This window comes from Roseateles sp. (assembly GCF_047654805.1).
Taxonomy (GTDB): domain Bacteria; phylum Pseudomonadota; class Gammaproteobacteria; order Burkholderiales; family Burkholderiaceae_C; genus Pelomonas.
In genome coordinates, this window is sequence record NZ_JASGIV010000001.1 from 1,344,412 (window position 1) to 1,362,351 (window position 17,940).

The 17,940-nt window shown below is 66.6% G+C and carries 14 protein-coding genes; 5 read left to right on the forward strand and 9 right to left on the reverse strand.

The window, feature by feature from the left end:
* Window positions 1-16: 16 nt before the first annotated feature.
* The 3 genes from QM732_RS06085 to QM732_RS06095 form a co-directional block, all read right to left on the reverse strand.
* The gene (locus QM732_RS06085) at window positions 17-562 is read right to left on the reverse strand and encodes a chemotaxis protein CheW (RefSeq protein WP_415655287.1); all 546 of its coding nucleotides are present in this window, start codon (window positions 560-562) and stop codon (window positions 17-19) included.
* A 118-nt stretch (window positions 563-680) separates the two neighbouring features.
* Window positions 681-1,406, reverse strand: a complete 726-nt coding sequence (locus QM732_RS06090; RefSeq protein WP_415655288.1) for a response regulator — start codon at window positions 1,404-1,406, stop codon at window positions 681-683.
* Entirely contained in the window at window positions 1,403-2,032 is a 630-nt protein-coding gene (locus QM732_RS06095) for an excisionase family DNA-binding protein (RefSeq protein WP_415655289.1), read from the reverse strand. The genes QM732_RS06090 and QM732_RS06095 overlap by 4 nt, the downstream gene beginning before the upstream one ends.
* Window positions 2,033-2,131: 99 nt before the next feature.
* Here QM732_RS06095 and QM732_RS06100 point away from each other — a divergent pair, with 99 nt between their 5' ends.
* The 5 genes from QM732_RS06100 to QM732_RS06120 all read left to right on the forward strand — a co-directional run bounded on the left by QM732_RS06100 (window position 2,132) and on the right by QM732_RS06120 (window position 10,147).
* On the forward strand, window positions 2,132-2,506 hold the full coding sequence (locus QM732_RS06100; protein ID WP_415655290.1) for a response regulator transcription factor: 375 nt from the start codon (window positions 2,132-2,134) through the stop codon (window positions 2,504-2,506).
* Window positions 2,507-2,515: 9 nt separating this feature from the next.
* The gene (locus tag QM732_RS06105) at window positions 2,516-3,301 is read left to right on the forward strand and encodes an HD-GYP domain-containing protein (RefSeq protein WP_415655291.1); all 786 of its coding nucleotides are present in this window, start codon (window positions 2,516-2,518) and stop codon (window positions 3,299-3,301) included.
* Window positions 3,298-4,125: an ABC transporter substrate-binding protein gene (locus tag QM732_RS06110; RefSeq protein ID WP_415655292.1), complete on the forward strand. Its 828-nt coding sequence runs from the start codon at window positions 3,298-3,300 to the stop codon at window positions 4,123-4,125. The genes QM732_RS06105 and QM732_RS06110 overlap by 4 nt, the downstream gene beginning before the upstream one ends.
* 89 nt (window positions 4,126-4,214) lie before the next feature.
* On the forward strand, window positions 4,215-6,635 hold the full coding sequence (locus QM732_RS06115; protein ID WP_415655293.1) for a PAS domain-containing protein: 2,421 nt from the start codon (window positions 4,215-4,217) through the stop codon (window positions 6,633-6,635).
* 113 nt (window positions 6,636-6,748) lie between these two features.
* A complete protein-coding gene (locus tag QM732_RS06120; protein WP_415655294.1) occupies window positions 6,749-10,147 on the forward strand; it encodes an EAL domain-containing protein in 3,399 nt (1,132 codons plus the stop codon).
* Window positions 10,148-10,290: 143 nt separating this feature from the next.
* Here the strand turns inward: QM732_RS06120 and QM732_RS06125 are convergent, their stop codons facing one another.
* From QM732_RS06125 to QM732_RS06150, 6 genes are read right to left on the reverse strand one after another with little or no spacing between them, the layout of a single operon-like run.
* Complete coding sequence (locus QM732_RS06125) at window positions 10,291-11,754, reverse strand: NAD-dependent succinate-semialdehyde dehydrogenase (RefSeq protein WP_415655295.1); 1,464 nt, start codon at window positions 11,752-11,754, stop codon at window positions 10,291-10,293.
* Window positions 11,754-12,830, reverse strand: a complete 1,077-nt coding sequence (locus QM732_RS06130) for a tartrate dehydrogenase (protein WP_415655296.1) — start codon at window positions 12,828-12,830, stop codon at window positions 11,754-11,756. Before QM732_RS06130 ends, QM732_RS06125 begins: the two co-directional genes overlap by 1 nt.
* A 19-nt stretch (window positions 12,831-12,849) precedes the next feature.
* Window positions 12,850-14,481 (reverse strand): ABC transporter ATP-binding protein, encoded by a 1,632-nt coding sequence (locus QM732_RS06135; protein ID WP_415655297.1) that lies wholly within the window; start codon window positions 14,479-14,481, stop codon window positions 12,850-12,852.
* Entirely contained in the window at window positions 14,481-15,329 is an 849-nt protein-coding gene (locus tag QM732_RS06140) for an ABC transporter permease (protein ID WP_415655298.1), read from the reverse strand. The genes QM732_RS06135 and QM732_RS06140 overlap by 1 nt, the downstream gene beginning before the upstream one ends.
* An 11-nt stretch (window positions 15,330-15,340) precedes the next feature.
* Window positions 15,341-16,297: an ABC transporter permease gene (locus QM732_RS06145; protein WP_415655299.1), complete on the reverse strand. Its 957-nt coding sequence runs from the start codon at window positions 16,295-16,297 to the stop codon at window positions 15,341-15,343.
* A 3-nt stretch (window positions 16,298-16,300) separates the two neighbouring features.
* Window positions 16,301-17,920: an ABC transporter substrate-binding protein gene (locus tag QM732_RS06150; RefSeq protein WP_415655300.1), complete on the reverse strand. Its 1,620-nt coding sequence runs from the start codon at window positions 17,918-17,920 to the stop codon at window positions 16,301-16,303.
* Between the last annotated feature and the right edge of the window lie 20 nt (window positions 17,921-17,940).

Sequence of the window (17,940 nt, forward strand, 5' to 3'; positions counted from 1 at the left end):
CCTTGTGGCTGGAGAGTTAGGCGGCCTGTGTGGCATGAGCGGCAAACCAGTCGTCGGTCCGCAGGCGCAGCACGCGGCGCTCGCCCGCCGAGACCAGTCCGATCAGGTGACGGCGGGTCAGGGGCCCGGGCAGGGTCGGAAACGCTCGGAACTGTTCCGGCTCGGTGGGCAGCACATCGAGGACCTCGTCGACGACCAGGCCTAGGAGGCTGCCGTCGCGCACCAGCACAACCACCGCGCGCAGGCCGTCGTCCTTGGCGATGTCGGGGAGGTTCAGCAGACGGCGCAGGTCCAGCAACGCGATCACCTGCCCGCGCAACTCCATCACGCCAAGTACGGCCGTGGCCTGGCCAGGCAGTGGTGTCGCCGTCTGGTAGCGGCGGATCTCCTGGATGGAAGGCAGCGGCAACCCGTATTCCTGGCCGCCGACGCGAAGGCACAGCAGTTCGATGGGGCCGTCCGGCACGAAAGGCTCGGCCCCGGGTTCGGCGGCGCGGACCAGGGTGTCTGGCGTCAGGGTGTCCAGCGCAGGGAAGGAGAGGGTGTTCGGTGTGGTGTCCATCGCATCGCGGCCCGGTTGTGGGCGTGTTGAGTGATCGATGGAGCAGATCTTAAATGATCAAAATGATACTTATGATATTTCTGGTGTTAACTCGATCACGAAGCAAGTCGTTTCAGCGTCATTTCGGGACGCCGAGCCGGTGACCAAGCGTCGGCCAAAGCAGGCTTGCCTGGTGGGCGTCGCCGTTGGCGCAGGCGTCTTCAAGCGACTTCGCCAGCGCCGAGTCGTCGTCCCGGCCCAGCGTCAGCAGCACGGACTTCAGGCTGTGCGCAAGATGCCGCAGGGCCACCAGGTCTCCTGCCGCGAAGGCGCGTTCGCCGGTAGCAATATCGGCGGGGAACTGCTGCAGGCAGCTGTCGTGGAAGGCTCGGTACAGCGAGGTGTTGCCTCCGAAGTAGCGGGCGATGGCTGTTTGCTCGGCGGCAGGCGCGCTGTCTGTTGCCGCTTGCAAGGGGGAGGTGTGCGCCTGGGCGTCGTGCACGCAGCCCAGCAACTCGGCCACGCTGCAGGGCTTGGGCAGCAGCCGCCAGACTTCAGGGCGGCTCAGGCGCTGGCGCGTCTCGGGATTGAGCCCGGCGCTGAAGACGGCCAGGCGTGCGGACCCGAGCAGCTGCGACTCGGCTGCCAGGGTGTCGATCAGCTCGAAACCCGAGCGAATCGGGAGCATCAGGTCGGTGATGACGAGAAAGAAGGGGCCGGAGCGCAGCTGCTCCAAGCCTTCGTCGACCGAGCTCGCCGTCACCAGCTCGATGCCGGCATCTTCCAGCGCCATGGCAACAAAGCGCTGCAAGGAGGAGTCGTCCTCCACCAGCAGCAAGCGCGGCGGTGACGCGCAGCCGGTCATGAGGCGAGCCCCAGCGCCTGGCGGATAAGCGGCGGCAACTCGGTCACGATCCGGGACTTGTGCACGATCGGCACGCCCTGGAGCGCGAAGGCGTAGGGTGTGCGCTGGGCCTCGTCCAGCGAGGTCTCGACAATCAGCCGGCTGCCGGCAAACGTGGGTTGCGAACGCAGGCTCGTGATCAGGCTGGCGCCATCGATGCCGGGCAGCAGGATGTCCACCAGGAGCAGCTCGGGCTGCAACTGGCCGTACATCGCCAGGCCGACGATGCCGTCGGACGCGGTGTGCAGCTCTAGCTCAGGAAACTCCTGGCTCAGCAGCAGTGCGATCAGGTTCTGATAGTGGACCGAGTCCTCGATCAGCAACACGCGGCGGCGGCCCTGCGGCAGCTTCGGGGCAGGTTCTTCCTGGCGGCCTGCACCTGGCTGCCCACGCCCGGCCAACGCGGCCTCAACGGAGGCCCTGGAGATGCGACGGTGGCCGCCTGGCGTCCTCCAGGCTTCCAGTTCGCCGCGGTCAACCATCAGCTGCACGGAACGCACGGCCAGGCCGAGCAGCCGTGCGACGTCGAGCGTGCTGTAGTCGGAGGCATCGGCAGGGGGGACGAGAGGCTTGGCTGTTCTGGGCATTGCGCAATTTTGCCGGTTTTTGCGCTACAGCTTGCGCTAGGGCGTGGATGATAAAAATGATATTTCCGATAATGGGACATCAACAGCGAGAAGAGCACCATGCCCAAGACCATCCTGATCGTTGACGACCACGCCGACATTCGGCGCCTGCTCCGCATGACCCTTGAGTTCGAGGACTACGAGATCTTTGAGGCGGGCGATGGCGAGGCGGCGCTGCGCTTCCTGGCTGAGCGGCATGCCGACACGGTCCTGCTCGACGTGATGATGCCGGGGCCGCTGAACGGCCTGGATGTCTGCCGTCGCATCCGGGCCGGCGATCAGGGGCACAAGGCACACGTGCTGTTGCTGAGCGCTCGCGGTCAGGCCAGCGACCGAGAGGCGGGTCTGCAGGCCGGCGCAGATGCCTACCTGGTCAAGCCGTTCAGCCCCTTGCAGCTGATCGAGTGCCTGGCGGGCTTGCCCGCTCTTGCCTGAGGAGTTGCCATGCCTTCGGTTGACGTGAGCACGGAAGAAATGATGTTCAGCGATGCGGCCGCTGCCCAGATGGAGCGCCTGGTGCAGGACCTGGGCCGCATGTATCAGGAGCGCAACGAAGCCTTGCGCGAGGTTGCGCGGGCGCACCATGAGGCGCTGCTGCGGCTGTCGCTGGCGGCCGACTTCAAGGACGATGACACGGGCGTGCACATCGTGCGGATCGGCTATCTGGCCGAGGCGCTGGCGCGGCTGCTGGGTGAGTCGGAGAAGTTCTCCTGCATGTTGCGCCGTGCTGCGCCAATGCACGACATCGGCAAGATTGGCATCCCTGACGATGTGCTGAAGAAGCCGGGCGCCTACAACGCGCAGGAGCGGGCTGTCATGAACGAGCATCCCCGCATGGGCGCAGAGATCCTTGGCCGGTCACGCGTGCCGTTGTTTCGGCTTGCCGCCGAGGTTGCGCTGGGGCATCACGAGCGCTGGGACGGCTCGGGCTATCCTGGTGGCTTGGCGGGGGAGGAGATTCCGCTATCGGCGCGCATCGTGGCTGTAGTCGACTACATGGATGCGCTGACGATGGATCGCTGCTATCGCAAGGCGTTCTCGGATGAGAAGGCCTTGCAGATGCTGGCCGAGCAGCGTGGTGCGGCGTTCGATCCGCGCCTTGTCGACTTGTTCCTGGCCCATGCACCGGCATTGCTGGCGCTGCGTGACCGCATCAACGCGCAGCCGCCCAGCTTCGAGGAGTTGTCCGAGGACAACGGGCCGAACGGCGAATGGAGGACGTTGCAATGAAATCGCACCTTGTCCGATGGGCCCGTGCATTGACTCTGTTGGGCTGCGCCGGGGCAGTTGCCGCGTCCGCAGTAGGCGCGCCCGCGACGGCAGAGGCTGACAGCCCGACTCTGCGGCGCATCCGCGAACGTGGCGAGCTCCGCGTGTGCATATGGCCCGACTACTACGGCGTGACATTCCGCAACCCGAACACCGGCCGGCTTGGTGGCATCGACATCGAACTCTCGGCAGCACTGGCGCGCGACCTGGACGTCAAGCTCGAGTACGTCGAATCGTCGTTCACGCAGCTGATCGATGATGTGGCCGGCCAACGCTGTGACGTAGCGATGTTCGCCGTGGGTGTGTTGCCACAGCGTCAGGCGAGGCTTGCCTTCACCCAGCCTTATCTGCAAAGTGACATCTATGCGGTCACTACGCGCTCGAACCGGGTTGTGCGGCAATGGGCGGACATCGACCGCCCTGGCGTTGCTGTCGGTGTGCAAGCGGGCACTTTCATGGAGCCGGTGATGCGCAATGCGCTCAAGCAAGCAGAGATGGTGGTGGTCAAGCCACCGGCCACGCGTGAGCGCGAGCTTGAGGCAGGGCGCATCGACGTGTTCATGACGGACTACCCGTACAGTCGTCGACTGCTGGACAACGCCGACTGGGCGCAGCTCGTGGCGCCGCCCCAGCCCTTTCACGTCCTGCCTTACGCATACGCCACTCACCAGGGCGAACAGGCCTGGTTGGCGCGGCTGGACGAGTTTGTCGCGGCGATAAAGCGCGACGGTCGCCTCAAGGCGGCGGCTGCGCGCAATGGCTTGGCAGCGATCGTGGTGAACTGAGTCCGCGCGCCATGCCCTTGTCTCTGAAACAGAGCCGGCGTCTGGCGCGAAGCGTTTACCTTGCTGCTGCGGCGCTCGTGATCGCGAGCATGGCATCGATTGCCGCCGTCGCGTGGAGCGAGCGGCTGGCGGCACTCAAGGATGGCGGCGACCGACTGGAATTGCTGGCTCGCGTGCTGGAGGATCAGGCGACCCGAGGCGTCGAGTCCGTGGCACTGGCGCTGCGCACCGTGTCCGAGGAGGCAACCTTGCTGCCGGGGGCGGACCTCGGGCGTGTCCAGCCGCTGCTGGCGCAGGCACTCGCCGGCCATGCCACCCTGCGTGGACTGGCGGTGCTCGACGACAAGGGCACAGTGCTCCTCAGTTCCGATCCGCGCGACCGAGGCCTCAGCGTGGATCTGGCACGCCTGGGCCAGTTGCCGGCCGTGGGGCGCGATGCGCTGCTTCCCATGCGGCCGGGCCGGAGCCTGCGCAGCCTCGCCCTACCGGCGGAGGCTCGGTCCACCGTCCAGCTGTTGCCGCTGGCCCGCCGCGTGCGCACGCCCGAGGGGCGCGAACTCCTGCTGCTGGCCCTGATAAATCCCGACGCGCTGGCCAACTACCAGCAGACCGCGATTGGCGACGATCCGGGCGATCGTGGCGCTCTGCTGAGCTATGACGGTCAGCTGCTCGCAGCCACCTCGCAGGTCCGGGCCGCACTCGGGAGCTCACTCGCCGGCCATCCGGTGTTCCGCGAGCAGCTTGCGCGCAGAGAGCACGGCAGCTACATCGGCGCTGGGCTGGAATCGGGCTCGCAGATCGTCGCCTACAGGGCCTCGCGCAGTCGGCCGCTGGTCGTGCTGGTCGAGGAGCGGCTGGAGACGGCGCTGAAGGACTGGCGCGATGGCCTGTGGCAACTGGCGGCGGCCGGTGCGGCCGTGCTGGCGCTGATCGTTGGCGCCGCCGCGATGCTGCTGCTCAACCTGAAGGCGCGCGAGGCCACGCGCCGCCAGCTTGACAAGGCGCACGAGCAGGTGGCATTGCGCGAGCGCGAGCTGAGTGTGCTGTTCAAGAGCGTCCAGGAGCTGATCTTCCGCACAGATACCGATGGGCGCCTGAACTTCGTCAATGCCCATTGGGGGGCGTTGAATCGGGAGGGCATCGAGCAGGCGATCGGGCGATCTGTGCCCGACCTCGTGGAGCCGGAGGATCGTGCCCGCGTTGCGGCGCTTTTCGATCGTGATGACCGCTCCGGCGCACGTACCGCGGCGGCACACCTGCGCACCGGCGACGGGCAGTTGCGGCACTTCCAGATCGCCGTCGTGCCGTTGCATGGCCAGGGTCAACTGCTTGGCTTTGCCGGCAGTGCCGTCGATGTCACGGAGCGTGTCGTCGCCGAGCAGCGCCTGCGCCAGCAACTGGCATTCAGCGGTCTGCTGCTGGAGGTCAGCCCGCAACCGATCTCGATGATCGATGCGCAGGGGCGCTACGTCGTCGTCAACCAGGCTTGGGAAGACTTCACCGGCAGGCATCGCGATCAGGTGATCGGCCGGCCGATGGGGTTTTTCATGCCGGCCGCTGCGCGCGACGCGCAGCGCAAGCAGGACATGGAGTTGATCGCAAGCGGGGGGAGGATGGCCTACGAGATGCAATTGCTGCATCGTGATGGCGAGCAGCGTGACGTCCACCTGAGCAAGGTCGCGGTGCCGGACGAGCAAGGCGGGTTCTCGGGCGTGCTGTGCACGCTGACCGACGTGACGGAGTTCCGCGCGGCAGAGCGCGCCACCCGGCTGGCGCGGGACGCGGCGGAGGAGGCTTCGCGCGCGAAGTCCGAGTTCATTGCCAACATCAGCCATGAGTTGCGCACTCCGCTGCAATCGATCCTCGGTTTCTCGGAGCTAGGCGTGGCGCGCGGGCAGGCGAGCCCGAAGCTGGCAGCGATGTTTGGCGACATCCATGCTTCAGGCGTGCGGATGCTGGCCCTTGTCAATGACCTGCTCGACGTCTCCAAGATCGAGAGTGCGGTGGGTACTTTTCACCTGGAGCGGTGTGATCTGCGCCAATTGATCGCGCCGGTCATCCAGGAGCTCGATCCATTGCTGGCGCGCCGCAGCCTCGAGTTGTCTTGCCACCTGTCGGACGTACCGTTGACGGCCAAGGTTGATCCGCAGCGAATCCACCAGGTGTTGCGCAACGTGCTCGCGAACGCGATCAAGTTCTCGCCCGAGGGCGGTGTGATTGAGCTGCGAGCAGGGTTCCAGGACGAGCAGGACATCCATATCGAGGTGGCCGATCGAGGCCCGGGCATCCCGCCCGCGGAGCTCGAGAAGATCTTCGACGCCTTCATCCAGTCCAGCAAGACCAAGGATGGCTCAGGCGGTACGGGCCTTGGCCTGGCCATCTGCCGCAAGATCGTCGAGATCCACGGCGGGCGTATCTTTGCGGAAAACCGCAGCGGTGGCGGTTCATGCTTCCACATCCTCCTTCCGCTGCGCTCGTCCGTTGACTCTCAAATTGCATCGTTGGCCTAACGCCATTGGCCTTGCGAACGGGGTTGGAGAATTGTCGTCAGCCGGCAAATAATGACGGCCTGGGGAAGAAGGAACGAGATCGTCCACCCCACAGATGCAAGGGGGGGGACTCCATGCAAGCGATCAAGCGCTCCGAAGCGAAGGTGCTACTTGCGTTCGGCACGGCTCTGTCCATGGTGGCGGGGCTATCCGCCATCAGCTGGGACATCGTCAACGATGCGACGGAGGCAGCTCGCCAAGTCATGCGTGCCCAGCAGGTGCTGAGCGGATTGGCGTATGCACGCACTGCCACGCTTCAGATCGAACTGAGCTCGCAGAGCTACCGCGTGACCGGAGACGCCGGCCACCTGGCGACGCGTGACATCGCGATTGGCCGCAGAGAGCAGCTTCTTCGGCTGATTGGAGAGCAGACTGCGGATGAGCCGGCGCAGCAAGCGCGCTGGCTTGAACTGCGCGAGGTGACGGCGCAGCGGCTCGCCTTGGCGCGACAGGTCGAGGCGTTGCGCAAGTCCCAGGGGCGGGAGGCCGCCGATGCCTTTGTGGCCGCTGCGCCCCTTCAGGAAACGCGCGCCCGTTCGCAACGCCTGATGGACGCGATGGAGGCGGACGAGCGTCGACGGCTGGAGTTGCGCATCTCGGAGCAGCAGCGCGAGTTCCTGCTGCTGCGCATTGCCGGGGGCAGCGCGGCCCTGCTGTGGCTGGGCATGCTGGTGGCGACCTATCGGCTGATGCGCCGTCAGCTGCTACACGCGGAGTCTGGTCGCCGTCGGCTCGAGGACAGCGAGACGCGGCTGGCGATCACGCTGCGCAGCATCACCGACGGCGTCGTGACCACCGATGTCGATGGCCTGATCACACGCATGAACCCCGCCGCCGAGAGGATCACGCGTTGGCCGGCTGACGAGGCTGTCGGAAAGCATGTCGACATCGTGCTGCAGTTGCTGTCCGAGTCACGCCACGCGCCGCTGCCAGGCTCACCACTCGCAGTGCTGGAGACTGGCGAGCCGCAGTCCTATGACGACCTCGTGTTGCAGTGTCGCGACGAGGCGACCTGCCCCGTCGCGCTTAGCGCCTCCCCCAAGCGCGACCTGCAGGGGCAGGTGCGGGGGGCGGTGCTGGTGTTTCGTGACACGACGTTCGAGCGGCAGGCGAAGCTCTCGATCGAGGCGCAAAACCGCCAGCTGGCAGAGCGCGTGCAGGAACGCACGATGCAGTTGAGGCAGAGCGAGGCTCACCTGCGCAGCGTCACCAGCAACGTGCCAGCGATGATCGCCTACGTCGACGAGCAGCAGCGCTACGTCTATGTCAACGAGCAGTACCACATGCGTTTTGCGCCGGAGCGTGGCGACATCGTGGGTTGCACGGTGCGCGAGGTTCTCGGCGAGGCGCGGTATGCCGTTGCGGAGCCCATCATTGCGAAGGTGCTTGAAGGGGAGCCGCAGAGCTACGACTGGCAACCTTTCCCGGATGTCTGGCAGGCGATCAGCTACGTGCCGCAGCGGGATTCGGCGGGGGGCGTGGCTGGCTACTACGTGCTGGGTGCGGACATCACGGAGCGCAAGCGTTCGGAGGCGCACATCCAGGCCCTGAACGGCGAGCTCGCGCAGCGGGTGCATGAGCTTGAGCGGACCAGTCGTGCCTTGCGCACGCTCAGCGCCGGCAATCGCATCATGTTGCGTGCAGTGTCCGAGGAGGAACTGATTGACGGCATGTGCGAAGCCATCGTCGCGAACGGCGGATATGGCATGGCCATCGTCTGGTACCGGCGGGATGATGAGTTTCGGACCTTGTCGCCGGTGGCAGAGCGCCGCTATCCAGGCGGGCTTGCCGCGTTGCGGCTCCTGAAGGTGAGCTGGGCGAGCGGGGAGTTCAGTGGCGGCGCGGCCGCCAGCACCATTCGCAGCGGGGAGATCACTGTCGTCGCCGACATGGCTTCCAGCCCGGAGTACAGGCCGTGGCAGCGGCATCTGGCAGGACAGCGTTCGGTGCTGGCGTGCCCGCTGCGCGTGGATGGGCTGGTCGTTGGTGCCTTGGCGATCTATGACGTCGAACCCGATGTCTTCGACTCGCACGAAGTGATGTTGCTGACCGAGTCCGCGGGCGACCTCGCCTTCGGCATTGCCACGCTGCGCGCCAAGGCGGAGCAGGAGCGGGCTCGCGAGGACCTGTATCGGTTGACCCATTTCGACGCGCTCACCGGCCTGCCGAACGAGGCGCGCTTTGCCGAAGCCCTGGGTGAGGCCATCGAGCGGGGGCAGCCGGCAGGCGCACCGTTCGCCGCCTTGCAAATCAACATCGACAGGTTGCGCGAGGTCAACGACGAGCTCGGCTTCGGCCAGGGCGACGCAGTGCTGCGCGACTTCGGCGCCCGGTTGCGGGCAGTCGCACCCGATCGCGCCATGGTGGCAAGGCTTCGAGGTGATGAGTTCGCAATCCTGGTGCCTGACAGCGATCGCACGGCCGCGCTGGCCTTTGCACGTCAGGTGTCGGAGGTTCTTGCCGCGCCATTTCTCGTGGCGGATATCCCGCTGGACGTCACTTCGAAGACTGGCGTCGCACTTTTTCCCGATCACGGCCGCACGCCGCACGACCTATTCCGGCGCATGGACATGGCCGTTCATGAGGCGCGTGAACGCGGGCTACGGCAGGCCGTCTTTGATCCTGTGAAGAATGCAGATCGACCGGACCGGCTCAGCATGGCCTCTGAACTGCGCCGCGCCATCGATAGCGAGCAGTTGAGGCTGTACCTTCAGCCCAAGGTCGACATGTCCTCCGACCGCGTCTGCGGGGCCGAGGCGCTGGTTCGCTGGCAGCATCCCGAGCGGGGTCTGATCCCGCCGGCCGAGTTCATTGAGCTGGCTGAGCGCACCGGGTTGATCAAGCCATTGACGGAATGGGTGCTGGACGCAGTGCTGGCACAGAACCGCGAATGGGTCGCACAAGGCATCGCCCTGCCTATTGCTGTCAACCTGTCGGCTCGGAACCTGAGGGACACGGAGCTGCTGGAGCAGATAGGCAGGATGCTGGAGGACGCTGCGCTGACACCAGGCCTGCTCGAGCTCGAGATCACGGAGAGCACGGTCATGGAAGACGCCGAACATGCGCTGGGCGTGCTGCAGGGGCTGCGTGCGCTGGGCATCCCGCTGTACGTGGATGACTTCGGTACCGGCTACTCGTCGCTGAGCTATCTGCAGCGGTTGCCTGTTGCCTACATCAAGATCGATCAGTCCTTCGTGCGCAGCATGCTCGACAACCGGGAGAGTGCAACGATCGTCCGGTCAACGATCGACCTCGTGCACGACCTTGACCGGCGGATCGTCGCTGAAGGCATAGAAACGCGGCAGCACTGGGAGCAGCTCATGGCCTGGGGCTGCGACATGGCCCAGGGCTACTTCATTGCACGTCCCATGCCGGCGTCGGAGTTTCAAGAATGGCGGCGCGGGCGCGAGGCGAGAACGCCGAACGAGAACGTGCTGGACGCGTCCGACGCTCGATCCGCAGCACAACGGTAGCCGACAGGTAGCCGACTGCTGTTGCGGGTTCATGGAGGCTTTGTGCAGAGATGGACGAGCCTGCTCGGGAGCGTGCCTTCGCGGGGACGGGCCGCACCCGGTGGTGCCTTGCTCCAAATGCTCCAGAAAGGAGCTCTGCGGCCCTAAAGGGTTTGGCAGAGGTATTTGGTGTGCAGGTAGTCGTCGAGCCCGTAGCGCGAGCCTTCTCGTCCGTATCCTGACTCCTTGATACCGCCAAACGGCGCGGTCTCGGCAGCCAGCGCGCCTTCGTTGATGCCCACGATCCCGGTCTCCAGGGCTTCCGCAACTCGCCAGATGCGCTGGACATCCCTTGAGAAGAAATAGGCGGCCAGACCGAAGGGCGTGTCGTTCGCAGCCGCAACGACCTCGGCCTCCTCGGCGAAGGAGGTGATCGGCACGACAGGCCCGAAGGTTTCTTCCTGGCTGCACGCCATGCCGGTATCGACGCCGACCAGCACCGTCGGCGAGAAGTAGTTGGGCCCGGCGCCAGAACGTCCGCCACCGGTGGCAATGCGGGCGCCGCGGGCCAGGGCATCCTGCACGTGACGCTCGATCTTGTCGACGGCGCGCTGGTTGATCATCGGGCCGATCTGCGAATCGGGGTCGCTGGCAGGCCCGACCTTCAGCGCAGAGACACGCAGGGCGACTTTCTCGACGAAGGCGTCGTGCACGTCGCGGTGCACGAAAACGCGATTGGGACAGACGCAGGTCTGGCCGCCGTTGCGGAACTTGGCCGCCATCAGTCCGTCGACCGCCTTGTCGAGGTCGGCGTCCTCGAAGACGATGAACGGCGCGTTGCCGCCCAGCTCCAGCGACAGCTTCTTCAGCGTTCCGGCCGATTCGCGCGCCAGGTGCTTGCCGACCGGCGTCGACCCGGTGAAGGTGATCTTGCGCACGCGGCTGTCGGCGAGCCAGACGTCAACCACCTCGGCAGCCCGCTCGCGCGACGCGACGACGATGTTGAGAACGCCGGCCGGTACGCCGGCCTCCTCGGCGAGCTTGACCAGGGCCAGCGAAGTCAGCGGCGTATCCTCGGCCGGCTTGGCGACGACGGTGCAGCCGGCGGCCAGCGCCGGCGCGATCTTGCGAGCGATCATGGCGGCCGGGAAGTTCCACGGCGTGATCGCCGCGACGACACCGACCGGCTCCTTCAGAACCATCATGCGGCGTCCGCTGACCGGTGCCGGGATGAGGTCACCATAGGCGCGCACCGCCTCCTCGGCGAACCACTCGACGTAGCTGGCCGCATAGGCCACCTCGCCGCGGCCTTCGGCCAGCGGTTTTCCTTGCTCGCGCGAGATCAGCCGGCCGAGATCCTCCTGGTGCGCCAGGATGAGTGCGTTCCAGCGCTTCAGGATCTGGGCGCGCTGCTTGGCAGGAAGCGCCCGCCAGGCAGGGCCGGCGGCATGGGCCGCGTCCACGGCAGCGAGCGCGTCAGTGGCGCCGCTGTCCGGCACGCTGGCGAAGTCGGAGTCCAGCGCCGGATCGATGACCGGGAAGCGGCGGCTTTCGGCGGCATCGCACCAGCGGCCGGCGACAAAGTTCTGGCCGCGCTGCAGATCGGCGCGTTGCAAGGTCAGCGGCATCACCGGCCCTCCACCAGTGCGGCGATGGCTTGGCCCATCTCGGCCGTTGATGCCGTGCCACCCAGATCGCGGCTGCGCGGGCCGCTGCGCAGCACCTGCTCGATCGCGGCCAGGATGGCGTCGTGAGCCTCGGTCGCGCCGAGGAACTGCAGCATCAGCGCGGCCGACCAGATCATGGCGACCGGGTTGGCGATGTTCTGTCCGTAGATGTCCGGGGCCGAGCCGTGCACGGGCTCGAACAACGACGGGAAACTGCGCTCCGGGTTCAGGTTGGCCGACGGTGCCAAGCCGATGGTGCCGGTTGTCGCCGGGCCCAGGTCGGACAGGATGTCTCCGAACAGGTTGGACGCGACGACCACGTCGAAGCGTGTCGGCTGCATGACGAAGCGCGCGCTGAGGATATCGATGTGCTGCTTGTCGACGGTCACGCCCGGATAGCTCGCGCCCACCGCATCGGCGCGGCCGTCCCACCAAGGCATGCTGATGGCGATGCCATTGCTCTTGGTTGCCACGGTGAGGTGCTTGCGCTCGCGGGCCTGGGCCAGCTCGAAGGCGTAGCGCAGCACCCGGTCAGCGCCGAAGCGCGAGTAGACGGACTCCTGGATGACGATCTCGCGCTCGGTGCCGGCGTACATGACGCCGCCGAGGTTGGTGTACTCGCCCTCGGTGTTCTCGCGCACGACCAGGTAGTCGATGTCGCCCGGCTTGCGGCCGGCCAGCGGGCACGGAACGCCTTCGAACAGGCGCACCGGGCGCAGGTTGATGTACTGGTCGAACTCGCGGCGGAACTTCAGCAACGACCCCCACAGCGAGACATGGTCGGGCACGGTGGCCGGCCAGCCGACAGCGCCAAACAGCAGCGCGTCCTGGCCCTGCAACTGGGCTTTCCAGTCATCCGGCATCATCTGGCCGTGAGCCTGGTAGTAGTCGCAGCTGGCCCATTCGATGGTGGTGAGCTGCAGGTTGATGCCGAAGCGTGCCGCGGCGGACCGCAGCACGCGCAGGCCCTCGGGCATCACTTCTTTGCCGATGCCATCGCCGGGGATCACGGCGATCTTGAAAGTCTTCTTGGTCATGTTGGAGTCCCGGTTGGGATCAGGCCGTGGCAGCCTGCTCGTCGAGCCAGCCTTGGCGGAGTTCGGGGACCGAACGGGCGAGCAGCTCGTAATAGGGGTGGTGGGGGCCGCGCTCGTAGTCGGCGCGGGCGACCTGGGCCAGCTTGCGACCGTGCTGCATGACGACGATTTCGTCGCAGACCGAGCGCACGGTGTGCAGGTCGTGGCTGATGAAGAGATAGGACAGGCCCAGTTCGCGGCGCAGCTCGGCGATCAGGTCCAGCACGGCGGCGCCGACCACGGTGTCCAGCGCGGACGTGACCTCGTCGCAGAGGATGAGCTCGGGTTCGGCAGCCAGAGCACGCGCGAGGTTGACGCGCTGCTTCTGCCCGCCTGACAGTCCGCCGGGCAGGCGCCCAGCGACCGCGGCCGGCAGCCTGACGAGGTCCAGCAGCTCGCGGATGCGGCGCTGCAGCGCGTCGCCGGACAGGCCACGGTAGAACTGCAGCGGCCTTGCCAGGATGCGCTCGATGGTCTGAGACGGGTTCAATGCCGTATCGGCCATCTGGAAGACGATCTGCACACGTCGCAACTCTTCCTTGCTGCGTTGCTGCAGCGTCGCAGGCAGCGCCCGACCATCAAACAGCATCTCGCCGCGGCAGGGTGCGATCAGGCCGGCAATCGCGCGCGCAAGCGTGGTCTTGCCCGAGCCGGATTCGCCGATGACGCCAATGGCCTGGCCGCGATAAAGCTTGAGATTGATGTCCTCGAGGATCAGGGCCTTGGGCTGGCCCTCGCGGTCACGCGGGCCATAGCCGGCCGACAGCTGGCGCACCTCCAGCAGCGGAGTCTGGGCGTCTGCGGTGCCGGTTGCGCCCGCCTCGCGCAGCTTGGGCCGTGCCGCTGCCAACAGGCTTTGCGTGTAGTCGTGCGAGGGCGCTGCCAGGATTTGCGCGGTGGCGCCCAGCTCGCGCATCTGGCCGTCGCGCAGCACCAGGATGTGGTCCGCCATCTGGGCGACGACGGCGAGGTCGTGGCTGACGTAGACGGCCGTCGTGCGGTGTTCGCGGACGACTCGGCGGAAGGCGCGCAGCACCTCGATCTGGGTCGTCACGTCCAGTGCCGTGGTCGGCTCGTCGAGGATGACGAGCTCGGGGTCCGTAATCAGCGCCATGGCGGCCATCAGTCGCTGCAGCTGGCCGCCCGAGACCTGATGGGGGTAGCGCGCGCCAATGGTGTCGGGCGCGGGCAGGGCCAGCTCACGGAACAGCGCGACCGCCTTGGCCTCGGCGTCAGCGCGGCTGGCGGTGCCGTGGATCAACGCTGGCTCGACCACCTGGTCCATGATGGTCCGCGAGGGGTTGAACGAGGCCGCCGCGCTTTGCGCGATATAGGCCACGCGGCGGCCTCGCAGCGCGCGCTGGCCGACCTCGTCGAGCGCCAGCACCTCGGTTTCGCCGATGCGTACACTGCCGCCGGCGATGCGGCAGCCGCTGCGTGCATAGCCCATCAGCGCGAGGGCCGTCGTTGTCTTGCCGGAACCGGATTCACCGATCAGCGCCAGCACCTCGCCGGGCGCGATGGCAAAGCTCAGCCCGTGGACGATGGTCTGCTCGGCATCCTTCGTTCCCGCCACGATGTGCAGGCCTTGGACCTGGACTTGCGCACCCATCAGTGGTCTCCGCGGGCGCCGCGGCCCGGCAGGTTGTCGATCAGCAGGTTGACCGCGATGGTCAGGCTGGCGATGGCCAGCGCCGGCGCGACGATGGCCGCGCCGCCGTCAGCCAGGGCGCCGATGTTCTCGCGCACCAGCGAGCCCCAGTCAGCGTCCGGTGGTTGCACGCCCAGGCCCAGGAAGCTCAGAGAGGCCAGCAGCAGCACGACGTAGACGAAGCGCAGGCCCAGGTCGGCCAGCATGGGGTTGACGATGTTGGGCAGGATCTCGTGCAGCATGATGTAAAGCCGGCCCTCGCCGCGCGTGCGGGCGACGGTGACGTAGTCCATCGCATTGATGTTGACGGCCAGCGAGCGGGCTATGCGAAAGGCGCCGGGCACGTAGATCAGGGCCGCGGTCGGTATCAGCATCGGCAGCGAGGAGCCGAAAGCCGCCACCATGATGAGCGCCAGCATCTTGGAAGGGATGGATGTCAGTGTGTCGATTCCCCGACTCAAGGCAGCGTCGACCCACGGGGCGCTGGCCGCCGCCAGCAGGGCCAGCAGGGTGCCGATGCTGCTGGCCAGCAGCGTGGCCAGCAGTGCGATGCCCACCGTGTAGCGGGCCCCCTGGATGACGCGGGCGAGCATGTCGCGGCCCAGGTAGTCCGTGCCTAGCCAGTGGTGGCCACTCATGGGGGCAAAAACGTCGGCGTTGCCCATGTCGGAGCCATCTTGGCCCAGCAGGGCCGGGCCGAAGGCGGCGACGAGCAGCCATAGCAGCAGGATGGCGCCGCCAAGCAGGCCGGGCCAGGGCATCGCGAGCCGGCGGCGCGCGGAGGTAGGGAAGGAAGCGGTGCTGGACATGGGGGCCTCGTTCAGCGATGGCGCAGCCGCGGGTTGGCGACGATGCTGCAGAGGTCAGCCAGCGTGACCAGCAGCAAGTAGACGGCGCAGAACAGCATGGCGCATGTCTGCACCAGGGGCATGTCCCGCTGCGACACGCCGTCGACCATCAGGCTGGCGATGCCGGGGTAGTTGAAGATGGTCTCGACGATGATGACGCCGCCCAACAGGTAGGACAGTGACAGCGCGACAGCATTGGCGATCGGACCGATGGCATTCGGCAGCGCATGGGCCAGAACCATGCGGGTTGGCGACGCGCCCTTGAGCAACACCATCTCGATGTAGGGAGCCTTCAGCTGGTCTACGACGGCGGCGCGGGTCATGCGCATCATCTGCGCAACGGTCACGCAGCACAGCGTCAATACAGGCATCGCGAAGGTACGCAGCATCTGAGCCAGCGAGTCGATGTTGGGCGCCGAAGACAGCGCCGGCAACCAGCGCAACTGCACGGCGAATACCAGCACCGCCAGCGTCGCGACGAGAAACTCCGGCACCGACACCACAGCCACTGCGCCCGAGCTGGCCATGCGGTCGAACCAGCTACCGCGCCACATCGCCGAGGCGATGCCCAGGAGCAGCGCAACCGGCACCGAGATCGCCGCAGTGAGGCCAGCCAGCAGCAGCGAGTTGGGCAGGCGGCTGGCGATCATGTCGGACACCGGGACGCCGCTGACTATCGAGAGGCCTGGCTGCCCGGCCAGCAGGCCGCGCAGCCATTGCCAGTAGCGCAGCGGAGCGGGCACGTCCAGGCCCATCTGGTGTCGCAATGCCGCCAACGACTCCGGAGTGGCGTCCTGGCCCAGTTGGGCCTCGGCGGCATCGCCCGGCAGCACGGCAGTGATCGCGAACACGATGGCCGAAACGACCAGCAGCGAGAACAGCGCCAGCGCGACGCGGCCAGCCAGCAGGCGCAGGATCAGCAGGTTCATCGCTCAGGCGTCCAGCCAGACATGCTCGGCGAAGGAGTAGCCCATCAGGCCACCCAGCGGAATGGGCCGCAGGCCCTTGAGCTTGCTCGTATGGCCGTCGATGCTGGCCAGGAACATCGGGATGCCAACGCCTGCCTCGTCGTGGATGAGCACCTGCATGTCGGCGTACATCTGCGTGCGCTTGCCCACGTCGGTTTCGGCGCGGGCAGCGAGCAGCAACTGGTCGAACTTCGGGTTCTTCCATCGCGAGCCGTTCCAGGCCGCGTCGGACTTGAAGAACTGCGTCAGCAGCGCGTCGGCGCTGGGGCGCGGGTTGACGTTGCCGAACCCCACCGGGCTGTTGAGCCAATGGTTCGACCAGTAGCCGTCGGCTGGCATGCGCTTCACGTCCAGGTTCAGACCGACGCGCTGGGCCGCCTGCTGCAGCACCAGGGCCATTTCCACCGAGTACATCGCGACCGGAGACGTCACGACCGGGATGCGTGCGCTGCCGACATTGGCCTTCTTCAGGTGGAACTTGGCCTTCTCTGGGTCGTAGGGCCTCTTGGGGCAGCCGGCGAAATGGAAGCGGTTGCTCGGATCGATGGGCTGGTCGTTGGCAACAACGGCATGGCCCAGCGCAATGGCCTTGCGCATCTGCTCGCGGTCGAACAGGTACTTCATCGCCAGCACGAAGTCCGGGTTGGCGCCGGGACCGACGTCCTTGCGCATGATCAGGTCTGAGTACTGGCCGGACTGCGTCGCGAAGATGGCGTAGCCCGGTGTTCCGCGCACGCGTTCGACGGCACGCGGGTTCACGGCGGCCACGAGGTCCATGTCGCCGGACAGAAGTGCGTTGACGCGCGCGCCTTCATCGCCGATGCCGACGAACTCGATCTCGTCCAGATAGGGCTGGCCGGGCTTCCAATAGGCGTCGTTGCGCACGACGATGGAGCGCACGCCGGGCTTGAACTCCTTGAGCTTGAAGGGGCCGGTGCCTACGCCCGATGCGAAGTCCGTCGTGCCATCCTTGACGATCAGAAAGTTGAATGTGCCGAGGATGACGGGCAGGTCGGCGTTGGGCTGCGTCAGCGTGATCGTGACCTCGCCAGCGCCACTGGCCTTGACGCTGTCGATCTGGTCGGCCAGGGCCTTGGCCTTGGAGGCCGTCGCCGCATCCTTGTGGCGCATGATGGAGAAGACGACGTCGGCCGGCTGCAGCGGCTTGCCGTCGTGGAAGACGACGCCCTTGCGCAGCTTGAAGACCCAGGTCTTGGCGTCCTTGGTGGTGAAGGACTCGGCCAGGGCCGGCTGCGGCGTCAGGCTGCCGTCCAGCGCGGTGAGGCCGTTGTAGAGCATGGTTCCGCGCGAATAGTCGGTCTGGTTGGCCATCTTGGCCGGGTCCAGCGTGTCGCTGATGGCGGCGGTGGCGCCGGCCACTCGCAGGCGGCCGCCGCGCCGGGGCGTCTGTGCATGTGCCGACATAGCCGTGCCTGCAACGCCGGCCGCCAGGCCGAGCTGCATGCCGCCGGCTGCCAGCATGGCTAGCAGGTCGCGCCGTGTTGCGCCGCGTTTGAGCGCGTCCAGAAGTTCGACGCTGTCGCGCGGGCCGATGAGATTTTGCAGCTTGCTGTGTTCGTTCATGCTGTCTCCAGTCGCAAGTT

Coding starts and splice junctions, on each gene's coding strand:
- QM732_RS06085 (WP_415655287.1), bottom strand. CDS start 562: ATGGACACCACACCGAACACCCTCTCCTTCCCTGCGCTGGACACCCTG.
- QM732_RS06090 (WP_415655288.1), bottom strand. CDS start 1,406: ATGACCGGCTGCGCGTCACCGCCGCGCTTGCTGCTGGTGGAGGACGAC.
- QM732_RS06095 (WP_415655289.1), bottom strand. CDS start 2,032: ATGCCCAGAACAGCCAAGCCTCTCGTCCCCCCTGCCGATGCCTCCGAC.
- QM732_RS06100 (WP_415655290.1), top strand. CDS start 2,132: ATGCCCAAGACCATCCTGATCGTTGACGACCACGCCGACATTCGGCGC.
- QM732_RS06105 (WP_415655291.1), top strand. CDS start 2,516: ATGCCTTCGGTTGACGTGAGCACGGAAGAAATGATGTTCAGCGATGCG.
- QM732_RS06110 (WP_415655292.1), top strand. CDS start 3,298: ATGAAATCGCACCTTGTCCGATGGGCCCGTGCATTGACTCTGTTGGGC.
- QM732_RS06115 (WP_415655293.1), top strand. CDS start 4,215: ATGGCATCGATTGCCGCCGTCGCGTGGAGCGAGCGGCTGGCGGCACTC.
- QM732_RS06120 (WP_415655294.1), top strand. CDS start 6,749: ATGCAAGCGATCAAGCGCTCCGAAGCGAAGGTGCTACTTGCGTTCGGC.
- QM732_RS06125 (WP_415655295.1), bottom strand. CDS start 11,754: ATGCCGCTGACCTTGCAACGCGCCGATCTGCAGCGCGGCCAGAACTTT.
- QM732_RS06130 (WP_415655296.1), bottom strand. CDS start 12,830: ATGACCAAGAAGACTTTCAAGATCGCCGTGATCCCCGGCGATGGCATC.
- QM732_RS06135 (WP_415655297.1), bottom strand. CDS start 14,481: ATGGGTGCGCAAGTCCAGGTCCAAGGCCTGCACATCGTGGCGGGAACG.
- QM732_RS06140 (WP_415655298.1), bottom strand. CDS start 15,329: ATGTCCAGCACCGCTTCCTTCCCTACCTCCGCGCGCCGCCGGCTCGCG.
- QM732_RS06145 (WP_415655299.1), bottom strand. CDS start 16,297: ATGAACCTGCTGATCCTGCGCCTGCTGGCTGGCCGCGTCGCGCTGGCG.
- QM732_RS06150 (WP_415655300.1), bottom strand. CDS start 17,920: ATGAACGAACACAGCAAGCTGCAAAATCTCATCGGCCCGCGCGACAGC.